Origin of the sequence: Streptomyces sp. NPDC001407 (genome assembly GCF_042895325.1) — a bacterium.
GTDB lineage: Bacteria > Actinomycetota > Actinomycetes > Streptomycetales > Streptomycetaceae > Streptomyces.
This window is the reverse complement of record NZ_JBIAWF010000025.1, coordinates 1-24,607: the sequence shown is the minus strand read 5'-3', so window position 1 is coordinate 24,607 and position 24,607 is coordinate 1. Positions and strand designations below refer to the sequence as shown.

Here is a 24,607-nt window from a genome sequence, read left to right as displayed (position 1 = left end):
AGCTACGGAATCGTCACCTCAACCCTCCTGACGCACTACGCGCGTTGACTCTAAGCTTCCGGCGACCAGTAACAACCGCATATGCACAAAGGGGAACAAATGCACGCGACGCCGCCACGGAAGCGCCGCTCCAGACGGCTGACCACGACCGTCGCCGTACTCGCGGCCACCGCCGGTGTCCTGGCCACGGCCGGCCCGGCGAGCGCCCACCACTCCCGTACGGTCGACGTACAGCTGCTCTCCTTCAACGACTTCCACGGCAACCTGGAGCCCCCGCAGGGCTCCTCCGGCACCGTCACGGAGCTGCAGCCGGACGGCTCGAAGAAGGTCATACCGGCGGGCGGCGTGGAGTATCTCGCCAACTCGCTGCGCACGGCCCGCAAGGGCCACCCCTACTCCGTGACCGCGGCGGCCGGTGACCTGATCGGGGCCAGCCCGCTGATGTCGGGGCTGTTCCACGACGAGCCGAGCATCGAGGCGATGAACAAGCTCGGGCTGGACGTCACTTCCGTGGGCAACCACGAGTTCGACGAGGGCCGCGCCGAGCTGACGCGGATGCAGAAGGGCGGCTGCCACCCGACGGACGGCTGCTTCGAGAAGGGCAAGAAGTTCAAGGGCGCCGACTTCCCGTACCTCGCGGCGAACGTCACGGACGAGAAGACCGGCAAGCCCATCCTCAAGCCGTACACCGTGTGGAAGCACAACGGCGTGAAGATCGGCTTCATCGGCGTCACGCTCAAGGGCACACCGGACGTCGTCACAGCGGAGGGCGTGAAGGGCCTGAAGTTCGGTGACGAGGTCGAGACGATCAACAAGTACGCCAAGGAGCTCGACCGCCAGGGCGTGAAGTCGATCGTCGCCCTCATCCACGAGGGGGGCCTGCCGGCCTCCGGCGCGTACAACTTCGACTGCGACACCCCGGGCGCGGGCGCGGGGATCTCCGGCCCGATCGTGGACATCGCGAAGAAGATCACGCCGAAGGTCGACGCCCTCGTCACCGGCCACACGCACGCGGCGTACACCTGCACCATCCCGGACCCCTCGGGCGCGCCCCGCACGGTCACCTCGGCGGCGTCCTTCGGGCGGCTGTACACCGACACCACGCTGACGTACGACCGGCGGACGAAGGACATCGTCCGCACCCCGGTGAAGCACCCCAGGGCGGCCAACCACGTCGTCAACCGCGACCAGCCGAAGGCGCCGGACATGACGGCCCTCGTCGACCGCTGGCGGAGGCTGGCCGCGCCGGTGGCGAACAAGCCGGTGGGCTACATCTCCGCCGACATCAACGGCCGTGGCGCGGAGGGCTACGAGAAGCCGCTCGGTGACCTCATCGCCGACGCCCAGCTGGAGGCCCTGGCCCCGGCCGACAAGGGCGGCGCCCAGATCGCCTTCATGAACCCCGGAGGCATCCGCTCCGACCTCGCCTACAAGGCGTCGGGCGCGGAAGGGGACGGCGTCGTCACCTACGGCGAGTCCTTCACCGTGCAGCCCTTCACGAACATGATGACCACGGCCGACCTCACCGGCGCCCAGCTCCTCTCCCTGCTCCAGCAGCAGGTCAGCGGCAACAACGAGGCCGAGCCGATCATCCTCCAGGTGAGCCGGGGCCTGACCTACACCCTCGACATGACGAAGAAGGGCGCGGCCCGCGTCGACGTCTCCTCGGTGAAGCTCGACGGCAAGCCGATCGACCCGGCGAAGACCTACCGCGTCGCGGCGAACGCGTTCCTCGCGGGCGGCGGCGACGGCTTCCCGGCGTTCAAGCAGAGCAAGAACCCGCGCATCGGGGCGTCGGACCTCGACGTCTTCAACGCGTACCTGACGGCACACTCCTCGAAGACGAACCCCTTGAGCCCGCCGAAGACGGACCGGATCACGGTGGTGAAGTAGCAGTAGCAGCAGGACGGGCTTGATGCGGCATCAGCCAAATCAAGCCCGTCCGGCGTTTGAGGACCGGGGTCCGGGGCGGAGCCCCAGTCCTCAAAGACTCTGAACCTCCGCCCCCGCCTTCACCAACAACTGCTGCCCGATATCAAGCAGAGCCCGCCCTCCAGAGAGCTCCTCCCCGATCCGCCGCTCGTCCGGATCCCGGGGATCCCGCGTCGCCTGCCCCCGCCCCCTCAACTCCGTGCCGTCGCGCAGCCGCAGCAGCGCCGCCGCGCGCGTACGCGTCTCGTCCTCGTCGAACTCGACCTCCACGTGCCAGCCGGCCACCTGCATGATCACTACCTCCGCGACGTCGTCCGGGAAACCGCGGCCGGGGAGAAGGCCCGCCCGTGGCCTACCAGTCAGTACCCTCGACGGGACCGCCTCCCCGCCCGGGCGGCCGAAGATCACCCATCCGGTCGCTGACCGGTCCTTACACCGGGCATACCCGCTTCTGTCGGGCTTCTCAGAGCCCACTCAGACTGTTTTCATATAGCCGGAGCACAGTCATAGCCATGACGGACAACGACCGCCGCAACGGCGCACAGGAACCTGACTTCGAGCAGCAGCCCTTCGCGTACCCGGCGCAGCCGTCGTACGCCCCTCGGCAGCCGGTCACCACGGCGACCGGCGTCACCGTCTGGCCCGGTGACGGCAACGCCCCGCACGGCAGCGCCGCCCACGGCAGCGGCACCGGTGGTCCCGGCGGCCCCGGCGGTCCCGGTGACGGCGGCTACGCCGGCTTCGACGCCTCCGGCAACGCGAGCGGCCCCGGCAACCCCGCCGGCGCCCACGCCGCCCCCCGCGCCCGCCGCCCCGTCGCGCTCCTCGCCGCCTGCGCGCTCGTCGCGGCCGTCGTCGGCGGCGGCTCGGCCGCCCTGGTCGGCGAGCTCACCTCGCGCTCCGGCAGCAGCAGCCACTCCACGCCCGTGGAGAACGCGTCCTCCAAGACCAGTGGCGTCTCCGCCGTGGCCAAGGCGGTCAGCCCGAGCATCGTGGAGATCAAGGCGTCCACCACCTCCGGCGAGTCCACCGGCTCCGGTGTGATCGTCACGAGCGGCGGCGAGATCGTCACCAACAACCACGTGGTCGCCGGTGCCGACAGCGTGAAGGTCTCCTTCAGCGACGGCAGCAGCAAGACCGCCAAGGTCGTCGGCACGGACCCCGACAAGGACCTCGCCCTGATCAAGGTGAACGGCGCGAGCGGCCTCAAGGCGGCGGCCCTCGGCGACTCCGGCAAGATCCGCGTCGGTGACGACGTCGTCGCGATCGGCTCCCCCGAGGGCCTCACCGGCACCGTGACCAGCGGCATCGTCTCCGCCCTCAACCGCGACGTCACGGTCGCCAAGGAGCAGGGCCAGGGCCAGGGGCAGCGGCAGGGGCGCGGCGGGTTCCCGCAGTGGCCGTTCGAGTTCGGCGGCAACCAGTACAACGGCGACACCGGCTCGTCCAAGACCACGTACAAGGCCATCCAGACGGACGCCTCGCTCAACCCCGGCAACTCCGGCGGCGCGCTCATCAACATGAGCGGTGAGATCGTCGGCATCAACTCCGCGATGTACTCGTCCGCTTCCTCGGGCGGCCAGGGCGGCGACTCCGCGGGCAGCGTCGGCCTCGGCTTCGCGATCCCGATCAACACCGTCAAGGCCGACCTGGCGAAGCTGCGGGCGGGCGGCAGCTGACCGGCCCGCGCCGGCCCGCGACGTGGGGAACCGTCGCCGTGCGACGCTGAGAGGGACAGGAGACACACCCGTAGACCCGTGAGGTAAGCCGATGAGCCCCGCCGAGCACGGCGACCAGCCCGCCCGCATCCTGATCGTGGACGACGAGCCCGCCGTCCGTGAGGCGCTGCGCCGCAGCCTGGCCTTCGAGGGGTACGGCACGGAGCTGGCCGTCGACGGGCTCGACGCGCTGGAGAAGGTCACGGCCTACGACCCGGAGCTGATCGTGCTCGACGTGCTGATGCCCCGGATGGACGGCCTGACCGCCGCCCGCCGGCTGCGCGCCTCTGGTGTCACTGTGCCCATCCTGATGCTCACCGCCCGGGACACCGTCGGCGACCGCGTCACCGGCCTCGACGCCGGGGCGGACGACTATCTGGTCAAGCCCTTCGAGCTGGACGAGCTGCTGGCCCGGATCCGCGCCCTGCTGCGCCGCAGCTCCTACGCGGCGGCGGCCGTGGAGGCGGTCTCCCACACGCTCGCCTTCGCCGACCTCCACATGGACCTCACCACGCGCGAGGTGACCCGCGGCGACCGGCCGGTCGAGCTGACCCGCACGGAGTTCACGCTGCTTGAGCTGTTCCTCACGCATCCGCGGCAGGTCCTCACCCGGGAGCAGATCCTGAAGTCGGTGTGGGGCTTCGAGTTCGAGCCGTCCTCCAACTCCCTGGACGTGTACGTGATGTACCTGCGTCGCAAGACGGAGGCGGGCGGCGAGCCACGGCTCGTGCACACCGTGCGGGGCGTCGGCTACGTCCTGCGCGCGGACAGCGGGGGATCCGAATGACCGGTCGTTTCCGGCGGCTGCCCCTGCGCTCACGGCTCGCGCTGCTCTCGGCGGCCGCGGTCGCCGTCGCGGTCGCGGCGGTGGCGGGGGTGTCCTGGGTGGTCCTCAAGCAGCAGCTGGAACAGCAGCGGGACACCACGCTGACCAACGTCCGGCCGACGGACGAGACGGTCGTCGACCTCCAGCGCACGTGTGGCGCGGGGACGCGGGCGACCCCGAGTCAGTACACCTTCCAGATCATCACGACGCGGGGCGCGATCTGCACCACGCCGGGGAAGTCGCCCGTCGAGGTCTCGCCGGCGGATCTGGCGGTCGCGCAGGGCCAGGACACGGTGCTGCACGACGGGCGGGCGAAGAACGGCCAGGAGATGCGGGTCGCCACCTCAGCGAGCAACGTGCCCGGCGTCTACGCGGTCTCCATCGCCCAGCCGCTGAGCGACATCGACAAGCCGCTCAACAAGCTCGCCCTCGTCCTCGCCTTCACCGCCGGGGTCGGCGTCCTCGGCGCCGCCACCGCGGGCCTGGGCATCGCCCGCGCCGGCCTGCGGCCCGTGGACCGGCTCACCGACACGGTCGAGCACATCGCCCGCACGGAAGACCTCGCGGTGCGCATCCCCGTCGACGGCGAGGACGAGATCGCCCGGCTGTCCCGCTCCTTCAACTCGATGACGGCGGCCCTCGCCTCCTCCCGCGACCGCCAGCAGCAGCTGATCGCGGACGCCGGGCACGAGCTGCGTACGCCGCTGACGTCGCTGCGCACCAACATCGACCTGCTCGTGCGGAGCGAGGAGACCGGCCGGGCGATCCCCCCGGAGGACCGCAAGGCGCTCCTCACCAGCGTCAAGGCACAGATGACGGAGCTCGCGGCCCTGATCGGCGACCTCCAGGAGCTCTCCCGCCCGGACGCGGCGCCGGACGGCGGCCCGGTGCAGGTGATCGCCCTGCACGAGGCGGTCGGGCGCGCGGTGGAGCGGGCCCGGCTGCGCGGCTCGGGCCTGAGGTTCGCGGTGAGCATGGACCCCTGGTTCGTACGGGCCGAACCGGCGGCCCTGGAGCGCGCGCTGGTCAACCTCCTCGACAACGCGGTGAAGTTCAGCCCGCCCGGCGGCACGGTGGAGGTCACCCTGACCGGGGGCGAACTGACCGTACGCGACCACGGCCCCGGCATCCCCGCCGACGAACTCCCGCACGTCTTCGACCGCTTCTGGCGCTCCCCGTCGGCCCGCAGCCTCCCGGGCAGCGGCCTGGGCCTGTCGATCGTGGCCCGCACGATCCGCCAGGCGGGCGGCGAGGTGTCCCTGGGCCCGGCACCGGGCGGCGGCGCGGTGGCATCCGTACGGCTCCCGGGGGCGGCGGTGGCTCCGCCGGGGCTTTAGGCGGTGCAGGACGCACCCACATCAGGCAAATCCAGCCCGTTGGGGGCACCCCCGGACGGAGTCTGGGGGAGTTTGAGGACGCGGCCGCAGGCCGCCCCCGCCGCAGGCGGCCCGCAGCCGACAAAGATCCGCCGGCCCCGCCAAGGGTTTGCACCGGGCGGCGGCGCGGTGGCATCCGTACGGCTGCCGGGGGCGGCGGTGGCTCCGCCCGGTCTCTGACCCGGGGGTTTGCACAGCTCAAGCCTTGCCTAGATATGCCCCATGGCTGAGGACAATGTGGCACGTACGTACTACGACACCAGCGACGTCGACGGCTTCTACGCCCAGGCGTGGGGTGGCGAGAACATCCACGTAGGGATCTACACCGACGCGCACGAAGCGGTAGCGGTGGCGGCCCGCCGGACCGTCGAGCGGATGGCTGCCAAGGCCGCCGGCGCGCTGGGCGCGGACCGCGCCGTGCTGGACATGGGTTCCGGTTACGGCGGCGCCGCCCGGCAGCTCGCCGAGCGGTACGGCTGTCGCGTCACCGCGCTCAACATCAGCGAGGTGCAGAACCGCCGGAACCGCGAGATCAACATCGCGCGGGGCCTGGACGGCCTGATCGACGTCGTGACCGGCTCCTTCCACGACGTCCCCGCGCCCGACGGCACGTTCGACGTCGTCTGGTCGCAGGACGCCCTGTGCCACAGCGGCGACCGGCCCACGGCGCTGCGCGAGGCCGTCCGCGTCCTGAGGCCCGGCGGGCATCTGGTCTTCACCGACTTCATGTCCGCCGCCGGTGCCCCGGCCGGCGAACTGAGCCCGCTCACGGAGCGGCTGGCCATCGAGGAGTTCGCGACGCTCGGCTTCTACGAGGAGCAGCTGCGGACACTGCCGCTCGCCGACGTGTCGTTCGAGGATCTCAGCGACCACCTCCAGACCCACTACGACCGCCTCACCGAGGAGGTCCTCTCCCCCTCCCCCACCCTCGCGGCCTCCGTCAACGCCACCTATCTGGACGGCCTGCGCCGGAGTCTGCCCCAGGTGGCGGCGGCCTGCCGCAAGGGGCTCATGGTGTGGGGGATCTTCCACGCGACGCGGGCGTGACACCCGGGCCCGGGGCGAGCGCGCGCCCGCCCCGGGCCCGAGCATGCCGAAACCAAACCTCCCTCAGGGCGATTTGCCCTGGTATGACACGCAATAGAGCCCCTGCGCATCTGTGAAACTCCGCATCGTGCAGCGCGAAAGAGCCATTTGCGGCTGATTTTCGCCGCGCCGCCGGGACAAGATGCGTGAGCAGGAGCGGACGCCCCCGAGGCGTGACCCGCTCCCGGCCCGGCAGCCCCCACGTCACTCCGGGCCACCCTTCTCCGGATTGCCCCGCAGGCGTTCACGACCATGCCCCGGCGGGCTTTCACCGACCTTCACCAGGAGACTCGACCCGTGTCAACGGACACTTCGGCGAACCATCTCGCCGACACGCACACCGGGCTGCCGATCCCCGCCGACCCCGAGTTCACGTCGCCGGACGAGGAGCGCCGCCACCGCAAGCAGCGGCTCGCGGCGGCCATGCGGCTCTTCGGCAAGGCGGGCTACGCGGAGGGCATTTCGGGGCACATCTCGGTGCGCGACCCGGAGGATCTCGACACCTTCTGGGTCAACCCCTTCGGGCTGTCCTTCAACCAGGTGCGGGTGCGCGACCTGATCCGCGTCGACGCAGAAGGCCGGGTCGTCGACGGCACGGGCAAGGTCAACCCCAGCGCCTTCACCATCCACTCCAAGATCCATGAGCGCCCGGAGGCCAACGCGATCGCGCACGGCCACACCGTGCACGCCCGTGCCCTCGGCGCCCTGGAGCGCCTGCTGGAGCCCTACGACCAGGAGTCGGCGGCGTTCTATCAGGACCAGGTCCTCTACGGCGACTACGACGGCCCGGCGATCTCGGTCGAGCACGGCAAGGACATCGCCGAGCGGCTCGGCGACCGGCGCGCGATGCTGCTCCGCCACCACGGCCTGATCACGGTCGGCGGTTCGCTGGAGGAGGCCGTGCACTGGTTCTTCACCTACGAGAGCTGCGCCCAGGTGCAGCTGCTCGCCCTCTCCGCGGGCAAGCCCGTGCCGATGAGCCACGAGCAGGCGCTGCTGGCCCGGGACGGCTTCGGCGACGAGCAGCTCGGCCGGTTCAGCTTCCAGATCATGTGGGACGAGATCACCGCAGAACAGCCCGACCTGCTCGATGAATAGTCCGTCCACGCAAGGGAGTTGGGGTAATCGATGAGTGCGTCAGCCGCTCCGCGCGTGGAAGCGCGCAAGATTCTGATCATCGTCGCGGTCGTGCAGTTCGTGATCGGCGGCTGGTTCTCGTGGACCGCCTCGCACGCCAAACCGCGTGACCTGCCGGTGCTCGTGGTGTCGTCGAGCGAGGACCTCGCGGACTCGCTGCGCAAGGCCGCGCCCGGTGCGTACGAGATCACCACGGCCGCCGACGCCGACACGGCGGACGGCAAGATCAAGGACCGTGCCGCCTACGGTGCCTTCATCGCCACGCCCAAGGGCCTTGAGCTGCACGTGGCTTCGGCAGCCTCGCCCACCGTGGCGCAGACGCTGACCCAGCAGGCGCAGGAGCTCACGGGCAAGCCGGTCGCCGTGACCGACGTGGTCCCGGCCGACGCCGACGACAAGCACGGTTCCGGCATGGCCATGGGCTTCCTGCCGCTGCTGATCACCGCTGTCATCGCGGGCCTGCTGTTCGTGCTGAAGGTGCGCGACGCCCGCGCCAAGCTCCTCGGACTGGTCGGCTTCGCCGTGCTGTCCGGTCTGCTCAGCTCGCTGATGCTGACCCACCTCAGTGGTGTGCTGCCCGGCGACTACTTCGTCAACGCCGGTGTCATAGCGCTGTTGGAGCTGGCCATGGTCGGTGTCATCAGCGGCTTCGGCTCGCTGGTGGGCCCGCCGGGGATCGCGGTGGGCGCGGTGCTGATGTTCGTCGTCGGCAATCCGCTGTCCGGCATGTCCTCGGCGCCCGAGATGCTGCCCCAACCGCTGGGCACGATCGGCCAGTTCCTGCCGGCGGGCGCGGCGGCCACGCTCTTCCGCTCGGCCGGTTCCTTCCACGGCGCGGGTGCGGGCGCACCCCTGCTGGTGCTGGTGGTCTGGTCGCTGATCGGCCTGGCCCTGCTCTTCCTCGCCGCGCGCCGTGCGAGCGGCCGGACGGCTCCCGAGGCGGCCCCGGCCACCGAGGCCCCGGTCACCGTTCCCGTGGGCTGACGCCCCTTCCCTCCTCGCACGCCCTTCCCGTAACCGAAAGATGATCACGACCATGAACGCAAGCGACCGGCCGCGGATACGCGTCGGCATCGTCGGCGGCGGAGCGGCAGCCGTCTGCCTGCTGGACCGGCTGGCCCGCACTCCGGGGCGCGGCCCCGGGGCGGTCACCGTCTTCGAGCCCTCGGACAATCTGTGGCGGGGCCGCGCCTATCAGCGTGACGTCGACTCCGTGCTGGCCAACATCATCCCCTCGGAGATGTCGGCGAGCACGGACGACCCGGAGAGCTTCCTGCGCTGGCTCGGCGAGACGGGGTTCTCCCACGGCGTCGGCGACTACGCGGCCGACGGCCACTTCCCGCCCCGCCACGTCTTCGGCAGCTATCTGGAGCGGACGGCCGAGCAGGCGCGCACCGAACTCGCCCAGGGCGACTGGCCGGTGACCGTCGTCAAGGACGCCGTCGTCGGGGCCCGGCAGCGGGCGGACGACGTCGTCCTGACCACCGCCGGGGGCCGCACCGAGACCTTCGACTACGTGATCTGCTCGGTCGGCGCGGGCCGCCCGGCCGACCACTACGACCTGGCGGGCACCCCCGGCTTCCACGGCGACCCGTACCCGCTGACCCGGACGCTGCCCGCCATCGCGGAGACCGCCGACGTCACCGTGCTCGGCACCGGTCTCGCCGCCGTCGACGTCGTCGTCTCCCTGGCCGCCCGCGGCCACCGGGGGCGGATCACCATGGCGTCCCGCAACGGCGCGCTCCCGGCGGTCCGGCAGCGCCCCGTCCACCCGGAACTGCGGCACTTCACGCCCGCATCGCTGCGGGCGCTGGCGGCCGGGAGCCCCGACGGCCGGATCGGGCTGAGCGAGCTTCTCGGGCTGCTGAACGACGAGTTGGCGGCGCACGGCGCGGGCCCGGCCGGGGTGCTGGCCGAGCTGTTCTCCATCGACAAGGAGGATCCCGCCGCCCGGCTGGTCCGGCAGTACGAGAACATCGACTCCACGGACCTGGGCATGCGGATCATGCAGCACGCGATCCCGGAGAGCGGCCCCGACGCCTGGACGCTGCTGCGCGCGGAGGACCAGGAGTACATCCGCGAGAACCACTACCGGGCGATCATGAGCCTGTGCTGCCCGATGCCTCCGGCCAACGCCCGCACACTGATCGGGCTGCACGAGGAGGGCCGGCTGCGGGTGACGGGCGGCCTGTGGAACGTCAAGCCGCTGGCCGGGGACGGCTTCCACGTCGCCGTCGGTGACGACAGCTACGAGACGGACGTGGTGGTCAACGCGGTCAGCGCGCCCTCCCACCGGGTCCCGGTCGAGGCCCACCCCTTCGTCGAGTCGCTCGTCGAGGAGGAGGCGGCGGAGTACCACCCCTCCGGCGGCCTGCGCATCGAGCCGTCCACCAGCCGGATCGCCGGCCACGGCCGGGTGCACCGGCGCATGCACGCGATCGGCGACCTGGGCGCCGGGACGCTGTTCTTCACCTCCGGCATGCCCTCGGTGGCCGAGCGCGCCGACGACATCGTCCGCGCCATCGCCGAGGACGTCGAGGCCGCGCGCGCCTGCCCGGCCTGAACCACCAGCACCACACCGAAAAAGAATCACGGGGGATACACCAGGATGACCACGGTCACCCGCAGAAATGTGCTCATGACGGCGTTCACCGCCGCCGTCGTCACCGGTACCGGCGCGGCACTCGCGCCCGTCGTCATGGCCGGCGAAGCCGAGGAGACAGCCGCCGCGAACGCCGGCCCGGACGTCGTGACGGACTCCTTCGAGGAGACCTACCGAGGCCGCCGCATCCAGGGCAGGACGCTCTCCACCTGCGGCGCGCGGCCCGCCGCCTATCGCGCGGGCGCCGCGGCCGCGCCCTCCGGGCCCGGCATCGAGATCAGCATCGACGGGCGCCAGCTGCACGTGATGCGCCGCGCGGACGGCTCCTATCTGAGCCTGGTGAACCACTACGAGTCGTTCCCCACGCCGCTCGCCGTCGCCCGCGCCGCCGTCGACCAGATCGGCACGTCGCAGCTGTCGCTCGCCACGACGCACCACCACTGATCCGGAGCACCGGTGTACACACGCAAGAACCAGAAGAATCTCACCAGCGCCGAGAAGAAGAAGTTCGTCGCCGCCCTGCTGGAGCTCAAGCGCCGCGGCCGCTACGACGAATACGTCAAGCTGCACGGCAAGTTCTTCGTCTCCGACGGCGAAGCGGGCGTGCGGGTGGGCCACATGTCGCCCTCGTTCTTCCCCTGGCACCGCCGTTTCCTGCTGGAGTTCGAGCGCGACCTGCGGTCCATCGACCCGGACGTGACGCTGCCGTACTGGGACTGGACCGCCGACCCGTCGCCCACCTCCTCGCTGTGGGCGGACGACTTCCTGGGCGGCACCGGCCGGGCCTCCGACGGCCAGGTCATGACCGGCCCGTTCGCCTACGCGGCGGGCAACTGGCCGATCAATGTGGGGGTGACGGAGGAGAAGTTCCTGATGCGGAACCTCGGCCGCCCCGGCGACCCCGTCGCCCTGCCCACCCGGCAGGAGCTGGCCCACGCCGTCGACGACCCGGTCTACGACTCCGCCCCCTGGGACTCCACCGTCACCACGGCCGGATTCCGCAACAAGATGGAGGGCTGGACCGTCGGCGCCGACCGCGGCTGGACCAATCACAACCGCGTCCACCTGTGGGTCGGCGGCCAGATGACCGGCGGCACCTCGCCGAACGACCCGGTCTTCTGGCTCCACCACACCTTCATCGACCTGGTCTGGGCCCGCTGGCAGCGCAAGCACCCCGGCGCGAGCTACGAGCCGCGCAAGAAGGTGCCCGCCGGGGATCCCCAGTTCGGGCGGGTCATCAGCCTCGACGAGCCCATGGACCCGTGGGGCGTACGGCCGTCCGAGCTCCTGGACCACGAGCGCTTCTACCGCTACGCGGAATGATGCGCTCAACCTGATCAACCACCCGTATTTCCCTATGAGTTGAGAAGAGGAATCCCCATGCGCATGCGCCACACCGTCCCGGCCGTCGCGGCCGCCGCCCTGATCGCCCTCGGCGCGGCGGGCGCCGCCCAGGCCGCGCCCGCCGACCCGGCCGCCGTGCCCGCCGCGTCCGTCCGCGCCACCACGCCCGCCTTCGCCGGTCACACCTATGTGCTGACCCTCGACAACGGCGCCGTTCTGCGCAACTCCTACTCCGCGGACGGCACGACCCTCAACTGGACCGCGCTGGCCGGACCCCTGGCGGGCAAGAGCGGCCAGGAGAAGCTCACCGTCCGCGAGGTCGGCGAGGGCCTGTACTTCGTCAACTGGGTCGAGGCGTCCGGCATGACCGTCAGCCACGTCATGGACCTGCGCACCAAGACGGTGAGCATCTACTGGACGTACGGCACCCCCGACGGCGGCCGCACCGGCGAGCTGCACACCGCGAAGCTGGAGCGCGTCTCCGCGCAGTGATGTCCGTGGGCGGGGCCGGACCGGCCCCGCCCGCGCCTTTCTCTCCCCAGGAGCGATATCTCCCATGGCCGCTCAAGCGACCAAGGCACCGGCCGAGGCCGGACACCAGCCGCCCGCGCCTCTCCGTACGGCGGGCCAGGACGGCCGGCAGGAAGGCGGGGAGCTCGGCAACGGCCTGCGCCCCCGGCACCTGACCATGCTCGCCCTCGGCGGCGTCATCGGCGCCGGGCTCTTCGTGGGCTCCGGCACCGGACTGCGCGTCGCCGGGCCCGCCATCATCGTCTCGTACGCGCTCGCCGCCGGCCTGGCCCTGCTGGTCATGCGGATGCTCGGCGAGCTGGCGGCGAACATGCCCGCCAGCGGCTCGTTCTCCGTCTACGCCGAACGCGCCCTGGGCAAGTGGGCCGGTTTCACCGCCGGTTGGCTTTACTGGTGGGTGACCGTCATCGCCATCGCCATCGAGCTGATCGCCGCGGCGGGCATCCTCCACCAGTGGCTGCCCGCCGTCCCGCAGTGGGCCATCGCCGTGGTCGCCCTCGCCGTCTTCACCACGACGAACATGCTCTCCGTCGCGTCCTTCGGCGAGGCGGAGTTCTGGTTCGCGGGCATCAAGGTCGCCGCGATCATCGCGTTCCTCGCGCTGGGCGTCACCGCGATGTGCGGCGGCCTGCCCGGGGTGGCCTCCCCCGGCCTGGACAACATCACCGGCCACGGCGGCTTCGTCCCGCAGGGCTGGCACAGCATCGTCGCCGGACTGCTCGCCGTCGTCTTCGCCTTCGGCGGCATGGAGGTCATCACCATGGCGGCGGCCGAGTCCGGCGACCCCGCCCGCTCGGTCACCAAGGCCGTCAACAGCGCCATCTGGCGCATCAGCCTCTTCTACCTCGGCTCGATCGCGGTGATCGTCGCCCTGCTGCCCTGGGACTCCGCCGAGCCCGGCCGCAGCCCCTACGTCGCCGTACTCGACCGGCTCGGCGTCCCCGGCGCGGGCCGGCTCATCGAGGTCGTCGTCCTCATCGCCCTGCTGTCGGCGATGAACGCGAACCTCTACGGAGCCTCGCGCATGGCCCACTCCCTGGCCGCCCGCGGCGACGCCCCCCGGGCCCTGCTACGCACCTCGCCACGCGGCGCACCCCGCCTCGCGGTGGCGGCCTCCGCCGCCTTCGGCTTCTGCGCCATCGCCCTCGACTACGGCTGGCCCGACCGGATCCTGCCGTTCCTGGCCAAGGCGATGGGCGGGGCGATGCTCTTCATGTGGCTGACGGTGGCCGTGGCCCACTTGGTGCTGCGCCGCCGCCTGGAACGAGAGGCGCCGGAGGCGCTGGTGGTGCGGATGCGGGGCTTTCCGTATCTGTCCTGGGTCGCCGTGGCGGGCATCGTGGTGCTCTTGGTCCTGATGGCCCTGGATGCCAAGGCCCGCGATCAGCTTGCGTGGTCGGCGCTGCTGGTGCTTCTCCTTCTGGGCGTCGCGGCGCTACGCCGACGCAGGGCGTAGCCGGCCTGACTCCGCCCCGGTCTCTGGGCTCCCCCGACCAGGGGCTGGGGCGGTTTTTTCTTCCCCAGCCCCGCCCCTTCCCACAGCATCTGATGCGCGGCTCCGCCGCGGCCGGGGCTCCGCCCCGGACCCGTGCTCGGGTGCGGGCCGGGGGGTTTGTTCCCCTATCCCGCCCCTTCCCGAAACTGGGGCGCGTGCCCCAGACCCCCGAGCGCGGGTCCGTTGCCGCCTGCGGCGGGAACGCCCTGCGGGCGTGTCCTCAAACGCCGGACGGGCTGGATTGGCGACCGTAGTCCGCAGCCTGCGGCCCGCAGATTTCGGACCACGGTCCCTGAAATCAGCCCGTCCGGCGTTTGAGGACAACGCGCGAAGCGTGTTGCGGGGGCTGAGCCCACACCAGCCGCATCCAGCCCGTCCGGCGTTTGAGGACGCGCCCGCAGGGCGCTGGGGTCCGGGGTCTCCCCGGTTTCGGGAAGGGGCGGGGTGGGGGAACAGAGCGCCGCAGGCGCAACGGCCCCCACCCGCGCACAAGCTAAGCCCCGCTCAAGCCGAAAGCTCCTCCTCAGCCATACCGCCATCCTCCGACAGCCCGTCATCCATCGGCAGCATCCCCGTCGTCGCAATGAGATACCCCAACTGCGCCCGACTACGGCTCCGAAGCGACGCCGAGATCCGACTCACCCGCCCAGCCACAGTCCGCCGACTGATCCCCAACCGCCGGGCAATCGCATCGTCCGTGTAACCGGCCACCAACATCCGCATGATCGCCCGCTGCGTCTCATCCGTGACGACCGGCTCCAGAGTCCGCGGAGCCGCCGCGACCACGGGAGTGGCCCGCTCCCACGCCTCCTCGAAGACCTGGACGAGGAAGGAGACGATGGCGGGGTGCCGGATCTCCAGGGCCGTGGTGCGCCGGGCGTCGTCGCCCGGTACGTACGCCACCGCCCGGTCGATGACGACGAGCCGGTCGAAGAGCCGGTCGAGCGTGCGGACCTCGCCGCCCACCGACACGATCTCCTCGATGTGCCGCATGGTCGCCGACTGGGTCCGCACCGCGTGCTGGTAGAGGCTCCGGTGCCGTGTCCGGCGGCGTACGTGGTCCAGGTCTTCCAGGTCGTAGACCTGCCGTTCGCCCCCCGGCTGAACAGTCATCAGCTCGTCCTGGCACGAGCGGACGGCGTGCACCAGCGTGGAGTTGATGACCCGCTCCCCGTGGATCGGCATCGCCCAGCCCTGGTGTTCCCGCTTCGCGGCGGTGTAGATCGCGTGCACCGGAACGAACGCCCCGGCGAGGCTCTGCGCGTCCATCCGCTGCCGCTCCAGCGATTCCTCGATGGGGCGGACGAGCTCAGCCAGCGCCACCTCGGGTGCGACAGGAACCAGAATGTCCGGGTCGTCCGGTGGTGTCACCAGCAACCCCTTCCGCAACAGACACTGCGGAGCCCCCTCCTTCGGTGTACATCCCTTGACCACGGCCTGCCGATAGCGCGTCAGTCCCTCGCCGCACAGGGCATCGGCCCCGTCGGCAGGGTGCGACCCGCTGCAGCATTCCCCCAAGAACTGCCTTGCGTGATCCTGCATGGCGCAATTATGCACCTTTCAATCAAAGATGCATCGGTTCGAGGCGACACATACTGCTAGTTGCACAAACACGTAACCTTGGATACGAAGGAATGAGGAGCGAATGACCGGCTCTGGTGTATTGGCGGGCCTGCTGGAGAAGTGGCGGGTCGCTTTCGATGAACACCGGGTGAAGGACATCGTCGGCCTCTTCGCCGAGGACGCCCTTTTCCAGGGCCTCTCCCCCCGGCTGCTCGTCGGCCGCGCCGAGATCACCACCTACTACGAGAACGTCCCCGCCGGCATGACCGCCGCCGTGGAGCCCCTCCACTCCCGCACCGTCGACGCCGAGGCCATCAGCGGCTTCGCGACCGTCACCTTCACCGACGCGTCCGGAGGCCACCTGCCCGTGCGCCTCTCCGTGGTCGCCCAGCACCTCGACGACGCCTGGCGGATCCGCCAGTACCACGTCTCGAAACTCGGCTGAGCGACGACTGCCGCAACGGGCCGCTCGTACAAGGCATTTCCACGCGAGCGCGTCCGAACAACCGGGCCGTGGGTAAACCCGTCACACGGCGGACTCGCCGGATACCAATTCGTTCACCCATTTCCGCGCCGCCGCGAGATTCGCCGCTGTGCCCGCGGGCTCGTACGCAAAGCCGTTCCACTCCTCCAGGGCCCGCGGCTCGCCGGGGCAGAGGTGGCCGGCGCCGCCGTGCAGCGGTCGGTGGCGGCGGCGTTCGTCCAGCGGCGGGCGGCGGCGCCTGTCGTACGGCGCGAGCCGGTCGTCGGCGTCGACGTGGGGGAAAGCGCGGGACGGCTGGTTCGGAGGTCCGGGTCGGGAGTGCTTGCCCATGGCCAGATGGTGTCAGGCGGCGACAGCGGTGGACACCCTGCGGCAAGATCGGCCGCACGATCCCGTGCCTACGTGCGCCTCGCGCCCCCTGCGGTACTGGTCAGACACGCCTTGATGGGCGGATTCTGTTTCCCGGCAGCCATCCGGCTACTCGAACGGCAAGGGGAAGGACACCTCATGGCGAACCTCGTACCCCAAGTTCCGTGGGCGATGGGGCTGGTCACCGACCGACTGCCTGTCGGCCCGCCCTCGTACGCGGCGGTAGAGCTGGACGCGGCCACGCAGACCGCCCGCTATACCGACGCCGTCGGCCGGCCGGTCGAGATGGGCAAGCACGGCTCGTCGAAGACGACCGGCACCGCGTCAATGTCCGGGGGCGGTGACGGGCAGACTCCGCAGCCGCAGACTCAGGACGACCACACCACCGACTACGAGTCGGACTGATCCATGGCCTCCACCGTCCTGGTCGTCACCGCGCTCGAAGACATCACCGCGGACCGGGTCATCGCGGCGCTGAACGAGCGTGAGGTACCGGTCGCCCGCGTCGACCCGGCCGACCTCGGCCCCGGCCTGACCTTCGGCGCCCGCGTCGGCGGGGCCGGAGGGCCGGCCTGGTCCGGGAGGCTGGTCACAGGCAGCCGGGAGGTGGAGCTGGGGGAGGTGGCGGCGGTGTACTACCGCCGCCCCACCCCCTACGCCGCCCGATACCGGCATCTGCCCGCCCAACAGCGCGACTTCGCCACCGCCGAGGCCCGCCACGGGCTCGGCGGCATCCTGAACAATCTGCAAGGCGCCACCTACGTCAACCATCCCTCGGCGGTCACCCGCGCGGACTTCAAGCCCGCCCAGCTGCAACTGGCCGCCCGGCTCGGCCTCACCATCCCGCCGACCCTCGTCACCAACGACGCCGGACATGCCCGGGACTTCGCCGCCGAGCACGGCCCGGTCATCTACAAGACCTTCCGCGGCCTGCCCTCCAGCGAGGACGGGCACACCGGCGCCATCTGGGCCCAGCGCGTCGACCCCGAGACCTTCGACGAGTCCATCGCGGTGACCGCGCACCTGTTCCAGGCCGAGATCCCGAAGACGGGCGACGTCCGGGTGACCATCGTCGGCGGCCGCACGTTCGCTCAGCGGATTGCCGCTCCCGACGGCGCACTGGACTGGCGCCGTGGCAACTGGGACGAGCTGATCCACACGTCCATCACCGTCCCGCTGCCCGTCGTGGCCGCGCTGCACCGCTATCTCAGCGCCTTCGGCCTGGTCTTCGGCTGCTTCGACTTCGCCCTCACCGGCGACGGTCAGGGGGCAGGGGACTGGACGTTCATCGAGTGCAATCCCAACGGCCAATGGGGCTGGCTGCCCGACGCCGACGACATCACAGAGGCGTTCGCACGCCTCCTCGCGGAACGGAGCACGCCATGAGCACAACCGACGGCCAGGAGACCGACGCGGCCCGACTGCACGAGGCCCTCACCGACAAGCTCGCCGGGGACGGCGTCCTCGATGAGCCGGGCTGGCGCAAGGCGGTCTCCACGGTGCCCCGCCACCGGTTCGTGCCCGGCTTCTACCTGCCCGCCGACGGGCGCGACGGCCAGGGGCTGACGGTGTGGGAGCCGGTCACCGCCGAGCTCGACCACGACCGGTGGTTGGCTGCCGCGTACTCCGACACCACGCTCATCACCCAATTCGACGGCGACGAACCGAACTGGAAGCAGCCGGCCGTACAGCACGGCGGGGCGCCCACCTCGTCGTCCACCCTGCCGTCGCTGGTCGTGCGGATGTGGGCGGACGCAGATGTGCAGGAAGGCCACACGGTGCTGGAGATCGGCACCGGCACCGGCTATTCCACCGCACTCGCCTGCGAACGCCTCGGCTCCGCGGCCGTCACCTCCATCGAGGTCGATCCGCACCGACTCGAGCAGGCAGCGAACGCGCTGTACGACAGTGGCTACACCCCCACCCTCGCGGTGGCGGACGGGCTGTACGGGTACTGGCCCGAAGCACGCTTCGACCGGATCGTGGCGGCCTGCTCCTTCCGCGCCGTCCCGCCCGCCCTGCCTGCCCAGGCCCGGCCGGGCGGGAAGATCCTGCTCACCCTCTCCGGCTGGCTCTATGGATACGCCCGCGTCCTGCTGAGCGTGAACAGTGACGGCACCGCCGAGGGCCGACTACTGGGTCGCACAGTCTCGTTCATGGCTGCGCGTACGCACACGGCGCCCGCGTTCGGCAATCCCGCCCACTGGGCCGCCGGCCTGCCGGAGACCGGACGGGCGGCCCGGCACGCCCCCGAGCGAATCACGGCCGCCACCGAGGAAGCGTTCCATTTGCGGTTCCTCGCCCAGTGCGCTGTGCCGGACGCGCAAATGGTCACGGTCGGAGAGGTGGTGCACCTGGTCGACACCGTCACCGGTTCCGCCGCCACCCTTACCCCTGACGGGAGCGCATGGGTCGTGCGCGAGGGCGGACCGATCCGGCTGTGGGAACGGATCGAGAACGTGCTGACCGAGTACGACGCCGCCGGGCGGCCAGGGCCGGAGAGGTTCACCCTGCATGTCCACGGCGACGGGCAGCACCTGCGTCACCCGCAGATGCGCGAGCTGTCGCTGCCGAAGCCCTGACGACACGGCTCGAACGCCCTGCCGGGCGGCCACCAATACGCGTGCAGTCAGGGGGACTTGCCGAGAGTCGTGCGCGTGCGTCGCCGTGATCGTCCTAGCTTGCCGACATGCAATTGGCACACGATCACGACGACCACGCGACGCTCACTTTTCAGACGGCTATGACGTTCACCGCCGACGGGCCCTTCGGACCCGCCTCGATCTCGAACTCCACGCCCTGGCCCTCCGCCAGCGACTTGAAGCCGTTGCCGTTGGTCTGTATCGCCGAGAAGTGGACGAACACGTCCTTGCTCCCGTCCACCGGGCTGATGAAGCCGAAGCCCTTGGCATCGTTGAACCATTTGACGTGACCGGCGATCTTGGCAGCCATGGCGGTTCCTCACTGTCGGTGGACTGGGCTTCACCGTCTCACGCACCACTGACAATGGGGGTCGCTTTGGCCCGACCGGCCTTCCCCGCGCCCAGCCCCAGCTCGCACCACAGCCACTTGCCACGGAACCCCGGCCCGTACCAGCGGTGCCCGAAGGACGTGCTCCCCCAGTTGTCCGCGCAGCGCCGGACGATCAACAGGCCGCGTCCGTACGTGGTGTCGAGGCGGCGTGGCGCGACCGGCCGCAGCGCGGGCTGCTCGAACGGCGCGGGCACTTCGGGGTTCGTGTCCCAGACGCTGATGCGGATGCCGTTCCCGGCCAGTTCACGGATCCGCAGCTCGACGGCGCCGTCGGAGTAGCGGTAGGCGTTGGTGACGAGCTCCGAGGTCAACAGCTCGGCGTCGTCGCGTAGTTCGTTGAGCTCGTGGCTGCTGAGCACACCGCGCAGGGTGATACGGGCGATCCACGCGGAGCGTGGGTCGTTCGGCAGGTTGAGCGTGTACGACCAGGGGTTCTCCGGGGATACGGTTGCCATGGCGGCTCCTTGGAGGAGGTGGTTGCGTTCCGGTGTGATTGCCGCGCGGTGGGTTGCCGCCAGGCACGGCGGTGCGCTTCCGCTTTCGCGGCGGGCCGGTAGTGGCCTGAGTCACAAGGTAGAGCAACCTGTGATAGATCTAATAGTCGATCGATGAGATAGCTCCGAATTCCCCCTTGGGGGTGACGAGTTGCACGATGCGCAACGGGCAGAGGGGCAGATGCCACCAACCAACACTCCGACGCTCAGACAACGCCGCCTCGGCGCGGAGCTGCGCAAGCTCCGCGAGCGCGCGGGTTTGTCTTCCACGGCGGCTGCGGCGCGCCTCGGTTTCCAGCAGGCGCGGATGAGCATGATCGAGGCCGGGCGCTACGCGGTGAGCGCGGACCGCGTCCGGGCGATAGCCAGCAACTACAACTGCTCGGACCAGCCGTTGGTCGATGCCCTGGCCGACATGACCGGCGGTCGTACGCGCGGCTGGTGGGACGAGTACCGCGAGCTGCTGCCCGCCACCCTGGTGGACCTTGCCGAACTCGAACATCACGCGGCGGAATTGCGTGTGGCCCTCACGATCCACATTCCTGGTCTGTTGCAGACCGTGGATCACGCCCGCGCTCTGTTCCAGGACGTCGTGCCACCGTTGAGGGCTTACGAGGTCGAGCACCGACTCTCGTACCGGATGAAGCGGCAGCAGACGTTGTACCGCGAGCCGTTGATCAAGTACACGGCAGTCGTCCACGAGGCGGCACTCCGAATGCAGTACGGCGGACCTGCCATCTCGCGTGCACAGCTCGAACACCTCCTTGAGATGAGCGAACTCGACAACGTGACCCTGCTGGTCCTTCCATTCGGCAGCGGATCGTTCTCAGGGAACGGTCAGCCGATCGACTACGTATACGGAGCCGTTCCCCAACTGGACACCGTGCAACTGGACGTTCACCACGGCTGCGAATTCCTCGATGCGGAGGCCGAACTCCACAAGTACCGCACCGTGCTGGATCGCCTGGAGGGCAACGCCCTCAAGCCGGCACCGTCCAGAGACTTCATTCACCGCATCGCGCGCAGCACCTGAGAGGTACCCGTGTCCACCTACGACTGGAAAAAGTCCTCGTACAGCGGTGACTCGTCAAACTGCCTGACCATAGCCACCACGGATTCCGGCCTGCTCCTCCGCGAGAGCGACAACCCCGGCACCGTCCTCACCCTCACCGCCACCCAACTCCGCACTCTCATCCGCATGCTGAAGGGAGAGATTCGTTGACCGAGTTCCGCCTGAGCCGCCTCGACATGAGCGACGAGCAGACCGCCGTCGCAGCCCACCACGTGAGCCGCCGCGCGTACGCCGTCGAAGCCCAACTCATCGCCTTCGACGGGATTCCCGCCCTGCGCGAGACCCTCGAAGAAATGCGCGCCCAGCCACTCCACTGGCTGGGCGCGACCCATGACGGCAAACTCGCCGCCTTCGTCGCCTGGCGCAACGACACCGAGCCCGTCGAGATCGACCGACTCTGCGTCGACCCGGAATTCTTCCGCCGCGGCCTGGCCGCGAAGCTCCTGACGCATCTGCTCGACGAGATCGTCCCCGATCGCAACGTCGTCGTCACGACCGGCGCCGCCAACCACCCCGCCGTGACGCTCTACAAGCGCCTTGGGTTCACGCGCGGCGAGGACTTCCGGCCCGTACCCGCATTGCTCATGGCCCACTTCGAGATGCGCCGCCACCTGCGCTGATGTCGGTCACGGCCCCGTTGTCAGTGGTCGCCCTTACCGTGGAAAATCGCTGGACGACGGGCCGGAGAAACGGGGGGAACCGTGCTGCTGAGCGAGCACACCGAGGAGGGCACCTTCACGATGCCCACCGCGTGGCGGCGGAGTACGAACGGGCCGGGCGCCCAGGAAGGGGGCAGCCCTGATGGGAGCGTCAGCCGCCGCAGCCGCAAGAGCGGCGAACGACCAGCGCCGAAGGAAACTGCTTGAGGCGCTCACGGCGGGAGCCGGCGACCCGGAGGCCGTCGTCCAGAACCAGATCCACCGCCGCACGGGCCATGGCGATGCGGTCGGAGGCGACGGTGGTCAGGGGCGGGTCGGTCAGGGCCGCCTCCTTGACGTCGTCGAAGCCGGCCACGGCCAGATCGCGGGGGACGTCGATGCGGAGCTCGCGCGCGGCGCGGAGGACGCCGATGGCCTGGTCGTCCGTGGCGCAGAGGAGCGCGGGCGGCCTGTCCGGGCCGGAGAGGAGCTTCAGGGCGACCTGGTAGGCGTCGTAGCGGTTGTAGGGGGCCTGGAAGAGCCGGCCCTCCAGGGACTTCCCGGCCTCCCGCATGGCCCGGCGCCAGCCCTCGACGTGGTCGGTGACGGGGTCGCCGACTGTGGGGGTCTCCTCCGTGCCGCCGAGGCAGGCGACGTAGGGGTGGCCGTGCTCCAGGAGGTGCCGGGTGGCGAGCTGCGCGCCGCCGACGTCGTCGGTCACGACGGCCACGTCGTCGATGGCGTCGGGGCGGCGGTGCATCAGGACGACCCGGGCGTCCCAGGCGTCGATCTCGGCGGCGGCGTGCTCGCTGGGGCCCTGGCTGATGAGGATCAGGCCGGAGACCCGCATGCCCAGGAAGGCACGCAGATAGTGCACTTCGCGCTCGTCGAGATAGTCGGAGTTCCCGACGAGGACCATCTTGCCGCGCTCGGCGGCCGCCTGCTCGACGGCGTGTGCCATCTCCGCGAAGAACGGCTGCCGGGCGTCCGGGATGATCAGGCCTATGAGGTCCGTCCGTCGGGAGGCCATGGCCTGGGCGACGCGGTCGGGGCGGTAGCCGAGCTCCTTGATCGCGGCGAGGACACGCTCGCGCGTGGCCGGGGCCACGGGCCTCGGACCGTTGTTGATGACATAGCTGACCACCGCGGTCGACGTCCCCGCCAGTCTCGCCACATCGTCCCGCGTCACCTTGGCCACGCGCGGCAGTCTACGCGGGTCCACCTAGTGTTTGGCCGGTCGAGCACCATGGGTTTCCGGGGCCCCGGACTCCTTCGGGGTCCCCTCGTCGGGCTTGCGGTCCTCGGGGCGGTCGGCGGCCTTCTCCGGCTTCTCGGGGAGCACGAAGCGATACCCGACATTCCGGACGGTGCCGATCAGGGACTCGTGCTCGGGCCCGAGCTTGGCGCGCAGCCGCCGCACGTGGACGTCCACGGTCCGGGTGCCGCCGAAGTAGTCGTAGCCCCAGACTTCCTGGAGCAGCTGCGCCCGGGTGAAGACCCGGCCGGGGTGCTGGGCGAGATACTTCAGGAGCTCGAACTCCTTGAAGGTGAGGTCCAGCACGCGCCCCTTGAGCTTGGCGCTGTAGGTGGCCTCGTCCACGGACAGGTCGCCGGTGCGGATCTCCATCGGGCTGTCGTCCATGGAGATCTGCTGGCGGCCCATCGCGAGCCGCAGCCGCGCCTCGACCTCGGCCGGGCCCGCGGTGTCCAGCAGGACGTCGTCGACGCCCCAGTCCGCGGTGACGGCGGCCAGCCCGCCCTCGGTGACCACGAGGATCAGCGGGCAGCCGGGCCCGGTGGAGCGCAGCAGCTGGCAGAGGCTGCGCACGTGCGGAAGATCGCGGCGGCCGTCGATCAGTATGACGTCGGCCCCGGGGGTGTCCACCAGCGCCGGCCCCTCGGCCGGGGCCACCCGCACGCTGTGCAGGAGCAGGCCCAGGGCGGGCAGCACCTCCGTCGACGGCTGGAGGGCGTTGGTAAGGAGCAGCAGAGAGCTCATCGGCCGCCCCCTGCCGGGGTCGTCGTACGTTTCCGGGTGTCGCGCGCGCTTCGCTCGCCCATGACGTCGGTCCTCCTCGGTCCCTGCGAAGGGGGTACCACCCAGGCTGACGCACTGGGGGAGTATGCGGCTCTGCTTCTTACGTTTTCTTGCTGCGCACCCGTCTGAATGCACAAAAGGATCCGGGGGCTGCTCTGCCCGGATCCTCTCTGCGCAGCAGGATAGCCCACGGGGGGTCGGTGGGTCCGTGCGATTTTGCTCGACCTTGTGTCTCGTCGGTCACTTCGGGTGGTCATCGGGGGTTGGGCTTGACGTTGCCTGGTGGATGCGTGGGGGGCGCACGGGGGCATGGGTGCGGGTTGCTTGCGCCTGCGGCGGGCTTTGTTCCCCTACCCCGCCCCTTCCCGACCGGGGCTCGCGCCCCAGACCCCGGCTGCGGGATGGTTGGCGCCTGCGGCGGGCTTGTTCCCCCTACCCCGCCCCTTCCCGAAACTGGGGCTCCGCCCCAGACCCCGACCTGCACGCCCGTTGCCGCCTGCGGCGGGAGCGGCCTGCGGCCGCGTCCTCAAACTCCCCCAGCTACCTCCCCCAGACTCCGTCCGGGGGTGCCCCCCAGAGGTGCCCCCAACGGGCTGAAAAACAAAAACATGGCGCGCCCGGCGAAAAGACAAGACTGGCGTACCCGAAGCCGGACGGGCTGGTGGTTGCCCGGAACGGGCCTTCATGACGCCCACCGGCGGGAGGGGGTGGGGTCGGAGGGTGGGGTTCTGGAACGCGGTGCGACTTCACGGCAATCAACACGCCTCACGGCAACCGCACCGCGTTCCAGGTCCTCAGCCCGGAGGCCCCACCCCCGGCACCCACCACACACCCAAGCCCGGCCGGCGATTGAGGCCGCCCGCCGCAGG

Annotated in this window: 26 protein-coding genes; 19 read left to right on the top strand and 7 right to left on the bottom strand. The window is 70.5% G+C overall.

Translation table 11 applies throughout. The features are described from left to right. Positions 1-99: 99 nt before the first annotated feature. Positions 100-1,893 carry a bifunctional metallophosphatase/5'-nucleotidase gene (locus ACFY1P_RS28225; protein WP_361532109.1) on the top strand — a complete coding sequence of 598 codons (1,794 nt, stop codon included), beginning with the start codon at positions 100-102 and terminating at the stop codon, positions 1,891-1,893. 90 nt (positions 1,894-1,983) lie between these two features. Here the strand turns inward: ACFY1P_RS28225 and ACFY1P_RS28220 are convergent, their stop codons facing one another. Beyond that, a complete protein-coding gene (locus ACFY1P_RS28220; protein WP_361532106.1) occupies positions 1,984-2,406 on the bottom strand; it encodes a DUF1876 domain-containing protein in 423 nt (140 codons plus the stop codon). Between the two features lie 38 nt (positions 2,407-2,444). Between ACFY1P_RS28220 and ACFY1P_RS28215 the strand changes: the two genes are divergently transcribed. From ACFY1P_RS28215 to ACFY1P_RS28165, 11 genes are all read left to right on the top strand, one after another. Next, positions 2,445-3,611, top strand: a complete 1,167-nt coding sequence (locus ACFY1P_RS28215) for a S1C family serine protease (protein WP_390752193.1) — start codon at positions 2,445-2,447, stop codon at positions 3,609-3,611. Positions 3,612-3,702: 91 nt separating this feature from the next. After that, the gene (locus ACFY1P_RS28210; RefSeq protein WP_361532100.1) at positions 3,703-4,437 is read left to right on the top strand and encodes a response regulator transcription factor; all 735 of its coding nucleotides are present in this window, start codon (positions 3,703-3,705) and stop codon (positions 4,435-4,437) included. After that, on the top strand, positions 4,434-5,813 hold the full coding sequence (locus ACFY1P_RS28205) for a sensor histidine kinase (protein ID WP_390752192.1): 1,380 nt from the start codon (positions 4,434-4,436) through the stop codon (positions 5,811-5,813). Before ACFY1P_RS28210 ends, ACFY1P_RS28205 begins: the two co-directional genes overlap by 4 nt. Before the next feature lie 261 nt (positions 5,814-6,074). Next, complete coding sequence (locus tag ACFY1P_RS28200) at positions 6,075-6,899, top strand: SAM-dependent methyltransferase (RefSeq protein ID WP_390752191.1); 825 nt, start codon at positions 6,075-6,077, stop codon at positions 6,897-6,899. Positions 6,900-7,235: 336 nt separating this feature from the next. Continuing rightward, on the top strand, positions 7,236-8,036 hold the full coding sequence (locus tag ACFY1P_RS28195) for a class II aldolase/adducin family protein (protein ID WP_361532091.1): 801 nt from the start codon (positions 7,236-7,238) through the stop codon (positions 8,034-8,036). Positions 8,037-8,066: 30 nt separating this feature from the next. Next, positions 8,067-9,059: an ABC transporter permease gene (locus ACFY1P_RS28190; protein WP_361532088.1), complete on the top strand. Its 993-nt coding sequence runs from the start codon at positions 8,067-8,069 to the stop codon at positions 9,057-9,059. Between the two features lie 52 nt (positions 9,060-9,111). Continuing rightward, positions 9,112-10,638, top strand: a complete 1,527-nt coding sequence (locus ACFY1P_RS28185) for an FAD/NAD(P)-binding protein (RefSeq protein WP_361532085.1) — start codon at positions 9,112-9,114, stop codon at positions 10,636-10,638. 45 nt (positions 10,639-10,683) lie between these two features. Then, a complete protein-coding gene (locus ACFY1P_RS28180) occupies positions 10,684-11,121 on the top strand; it encodes a tyrosinase family oxidase copper chaperone (protein WP_361532082.1) in 438 nt (145 codons plus the stop codon). Positions 11,122-11,133: 12 nt separating this feature from the next. Further along, on the top strand, positions 11,134-12,000 hold the full coding sequence (locus ACFY1P_RS28175; RefSeq protein ID WP_361532079.1) for a tyrosinase family protein: 867 nt from the start codon (positions 11,134-11,136) through the stop codon (positions 11,998-12,000). Positions 12,001-12,057: 57 nt separating this feature from the next. Beyond that, a complete protein-coding gene (locus ACFY1P_RS28170; RefSeq protein ID WP_390752190.1) occupies positions 12,058-12,513 on the top strand; it encodes a MoaF N-terminal domain-containing protein in 456 nt (151 codons plus the stop codon). A 64-nt stretch (positions 12,514-12,577) separates the two neighbouring features. After that, complete coding sequence (locus tag ACFY1P_RS28165) at positions 12,578-14,008, top strand: amino acid permease (protein ID WP_390752189.1); 1,431 nt, start codon at positions 12,578-12,580, stop codon at positions 14,006-14,008. A 543-nt stretch (positions 14,009-14,551) separates the two neighbouring features. Here the strand turns inward: ACFY1P_RS28165 and ACFY1P_RS28160 are convergent. Next, complete coding sequence (locus tag ACFY1P_RS28160; RefSeq protein ID WP_361528080.1) at positions 14,552-15,418, bottom strand: LuxR C-terminal-related transcriptional regulator; 867 nt, start codon at positions 15,416-15,418, stop codon at positions 14,552-14,554. 274 nt (positions 15,419-15,692) lie between these two features. Here ACFY1P_RS28160 and ACFY1P_RS28155 point away from each other — a divergent pair, with 274 nt between their 5' ends. Further along, a complete protein-coding gene (locus tag ACFY1P_RS28155; protein ID WP_390752188.1) occupies positions 15,693-16,055 on the top strand; it encodes a nuclear transport factor 2 family protein in 363 nt (120 codons plus the stop codon). An 81-nt stretch (positions 16,056-16,136) separates the two neighbouring features. Here the strand turns inward: ACFY1P_RS28155 and ACFY1P_RS28150 are convergent, their stop codons facing one another. Further along, on the bottom strand, positions 16,137-16,424 hold the full coding sequence (locus ACFY1P_RS28150) for a DUF6087 family protein (protein ID WP_390752187.1): 288 nt from the start codon (positions 16,422-16,424) through the stop codon (positions 16,137-16,139). Positions 16,425-16,601: 177 nt separating this feature from the next. Here ACFY1P_RS28150 and ACFY1P_RS28145 point away from each other — a divergent pair, with 177 nt between their 5' ends. Genes ACFY1P_RS28145 through tgmC form a run of 3 tightly spaced genes read left to right on the top strand, consistent with a single transcriptional unit; the run spans position 16,602 to position 19,045 of the window. Further along, positions 16,602-16,868 carry a putative ATP-grasp-modified RiPP gene (locus ACFY1P_RS28145; RefSeq protein ID WP_390752186.1) on the top strand — a complete coding sequence of 89 codons (267 nt, stop codon included), beginning with the start codon at positions 16,602-16,604 and terminating at the stop codon, positions 16,866-16,868. Positions 16,869-16,871: 3 nt separating this feature from the next. After that, entirely contained in the window at positions 16,872-17,849 is a 978-nt protein-coding gene (gene tgmB, locus ACFY1P_RS28140; RefSeq protein WP_390752185.1) for an ATP-grasp ribosomal peptide maturase, read from the top strand. Continuing rightward, positions 17,846-19,045 carry an ATP-grasp peptide maturase system methyltransferase gene (tgmC, locus tag ACFY1P_RS28135; protein ID WP_390752184.1) on the top strand — a complete coding sequence of 400 codons (1,200 nt, stop codon included), beginning with the start codon at positions 17,846-17,848 and terminating at the stop codon, positions 19,043-19,045. The genes tgmB and tgmC overlap by 4 nt, the downstream gene beginning before the upstream one ends. Before the next feature lie 151 nt (positions 19,046-19,196). Here tgmC and ACFY1P_RS28130 read toward each other — a convergent pair whose 3' ends face one another. Both ACFY1P_RS28130 and ACFY1P_RS28125 read right to left on the bottom strand, forming a co-directional pair. Beyond that, positions 19,197-19,415, bottom strand: a complete 219-nt coding sequence (locus ACFY1P_RS28130) for a cold-shock protein (protein ID WP_361528076.1) — start codon at positions 19,413-19,415, stop codon at positions 19,197-19,199. Between the two features lie 38 nt (positions 19,416-19,453). Next, positions 19,454-19,951 (bottom strand): ATP-binding protein, encoded by a 498-nt coding sequence (locus ACFY1P_RS28125; protein WP_361528074.1) that lies wholly within the window; start codon positions 19,949-19,951, stop codon positions 19,454-19,456. A 220-nt stretch (positions 19,952-20,171) separates the two neighbouring features. On the opposite strand from ACFY1P_RS28125, the gene ACFY1P_RS28120 reads away from it, so the two are divergent. Genes ACFY1P_RS28120 through ACFY1P_RS28110 form a run of 3 tightly spaced genes read left to right on the top strand, consistent with a single transcriptional unit; the run spans position 20,172 to position 21,682 of the window. Further along, on the top strand, positions 20,172-21,023 hold the full coding sequence (locus ACFY1P_RS28120) for a helix-turn-helix domain-containing protein (protein WP_390752183.1): 852 nt from the start codon (positions 20,172-20,174) through the stop codon (positions 21,021-21,023). A gap of 9 nt (positions 21,024-21,032) precedes the next feature. Beyond that, positions 21,033-21,212: a DUF397 domain-containing protein gene (locus tag ACFY1P_RS28115; RefSeq protein ID WP_390752182.1), complete on the top strand. Its 180-nt coding sequence runs from the start codon at positions 21,033-21,035 to the stop codon at positions 21,210-21,212. Continuing rightward, positions 21,209-21,682 carry a GNAT family N-acetyltransferase gene (locus tag ACFY1P_RS28110; RefSeq protein WP_390752181.1) on the top strand — a complete coding sequence of 158 codons (474 nt, stop codon included), beginning with the start codon at positions 21,209-21,211 and terminating at the stop codon, positions 21,680-21,682. The genes ACFY1P_RS28115 and ACFY1P_RS28110 overlap by 4 nt, the downstream gene beginning before the upstream one ends. Before the next feature lie 190 nt (positions 21,683-21,872). On the opposite strand, the gene ACFY1P_RS28105 is transcribed toward ACFY1P_RS28110, so the two are convergent. After that, entirely contained in the window at positions 21,873-22,898 is a 1,026-nt protein-coding gene (locus ACFY1P_RS28105) for a LacI family DNA-binding transcriptional regulator (protein WP_361528064.1), read from the bottom strand. Positions 22,899-22,922: 24 nt separating this feature from the next. Then, entirely contained in the window at positions 22,923-23,699 is a 777-nt protein-coding gene (locus ACFY1P_RS28100) for a response regulator transcription factor (protein ID WP_390752180.1), read from the bottom strand. Positions 23,700-24,607 lie beyond the last annotated feature (908 nt).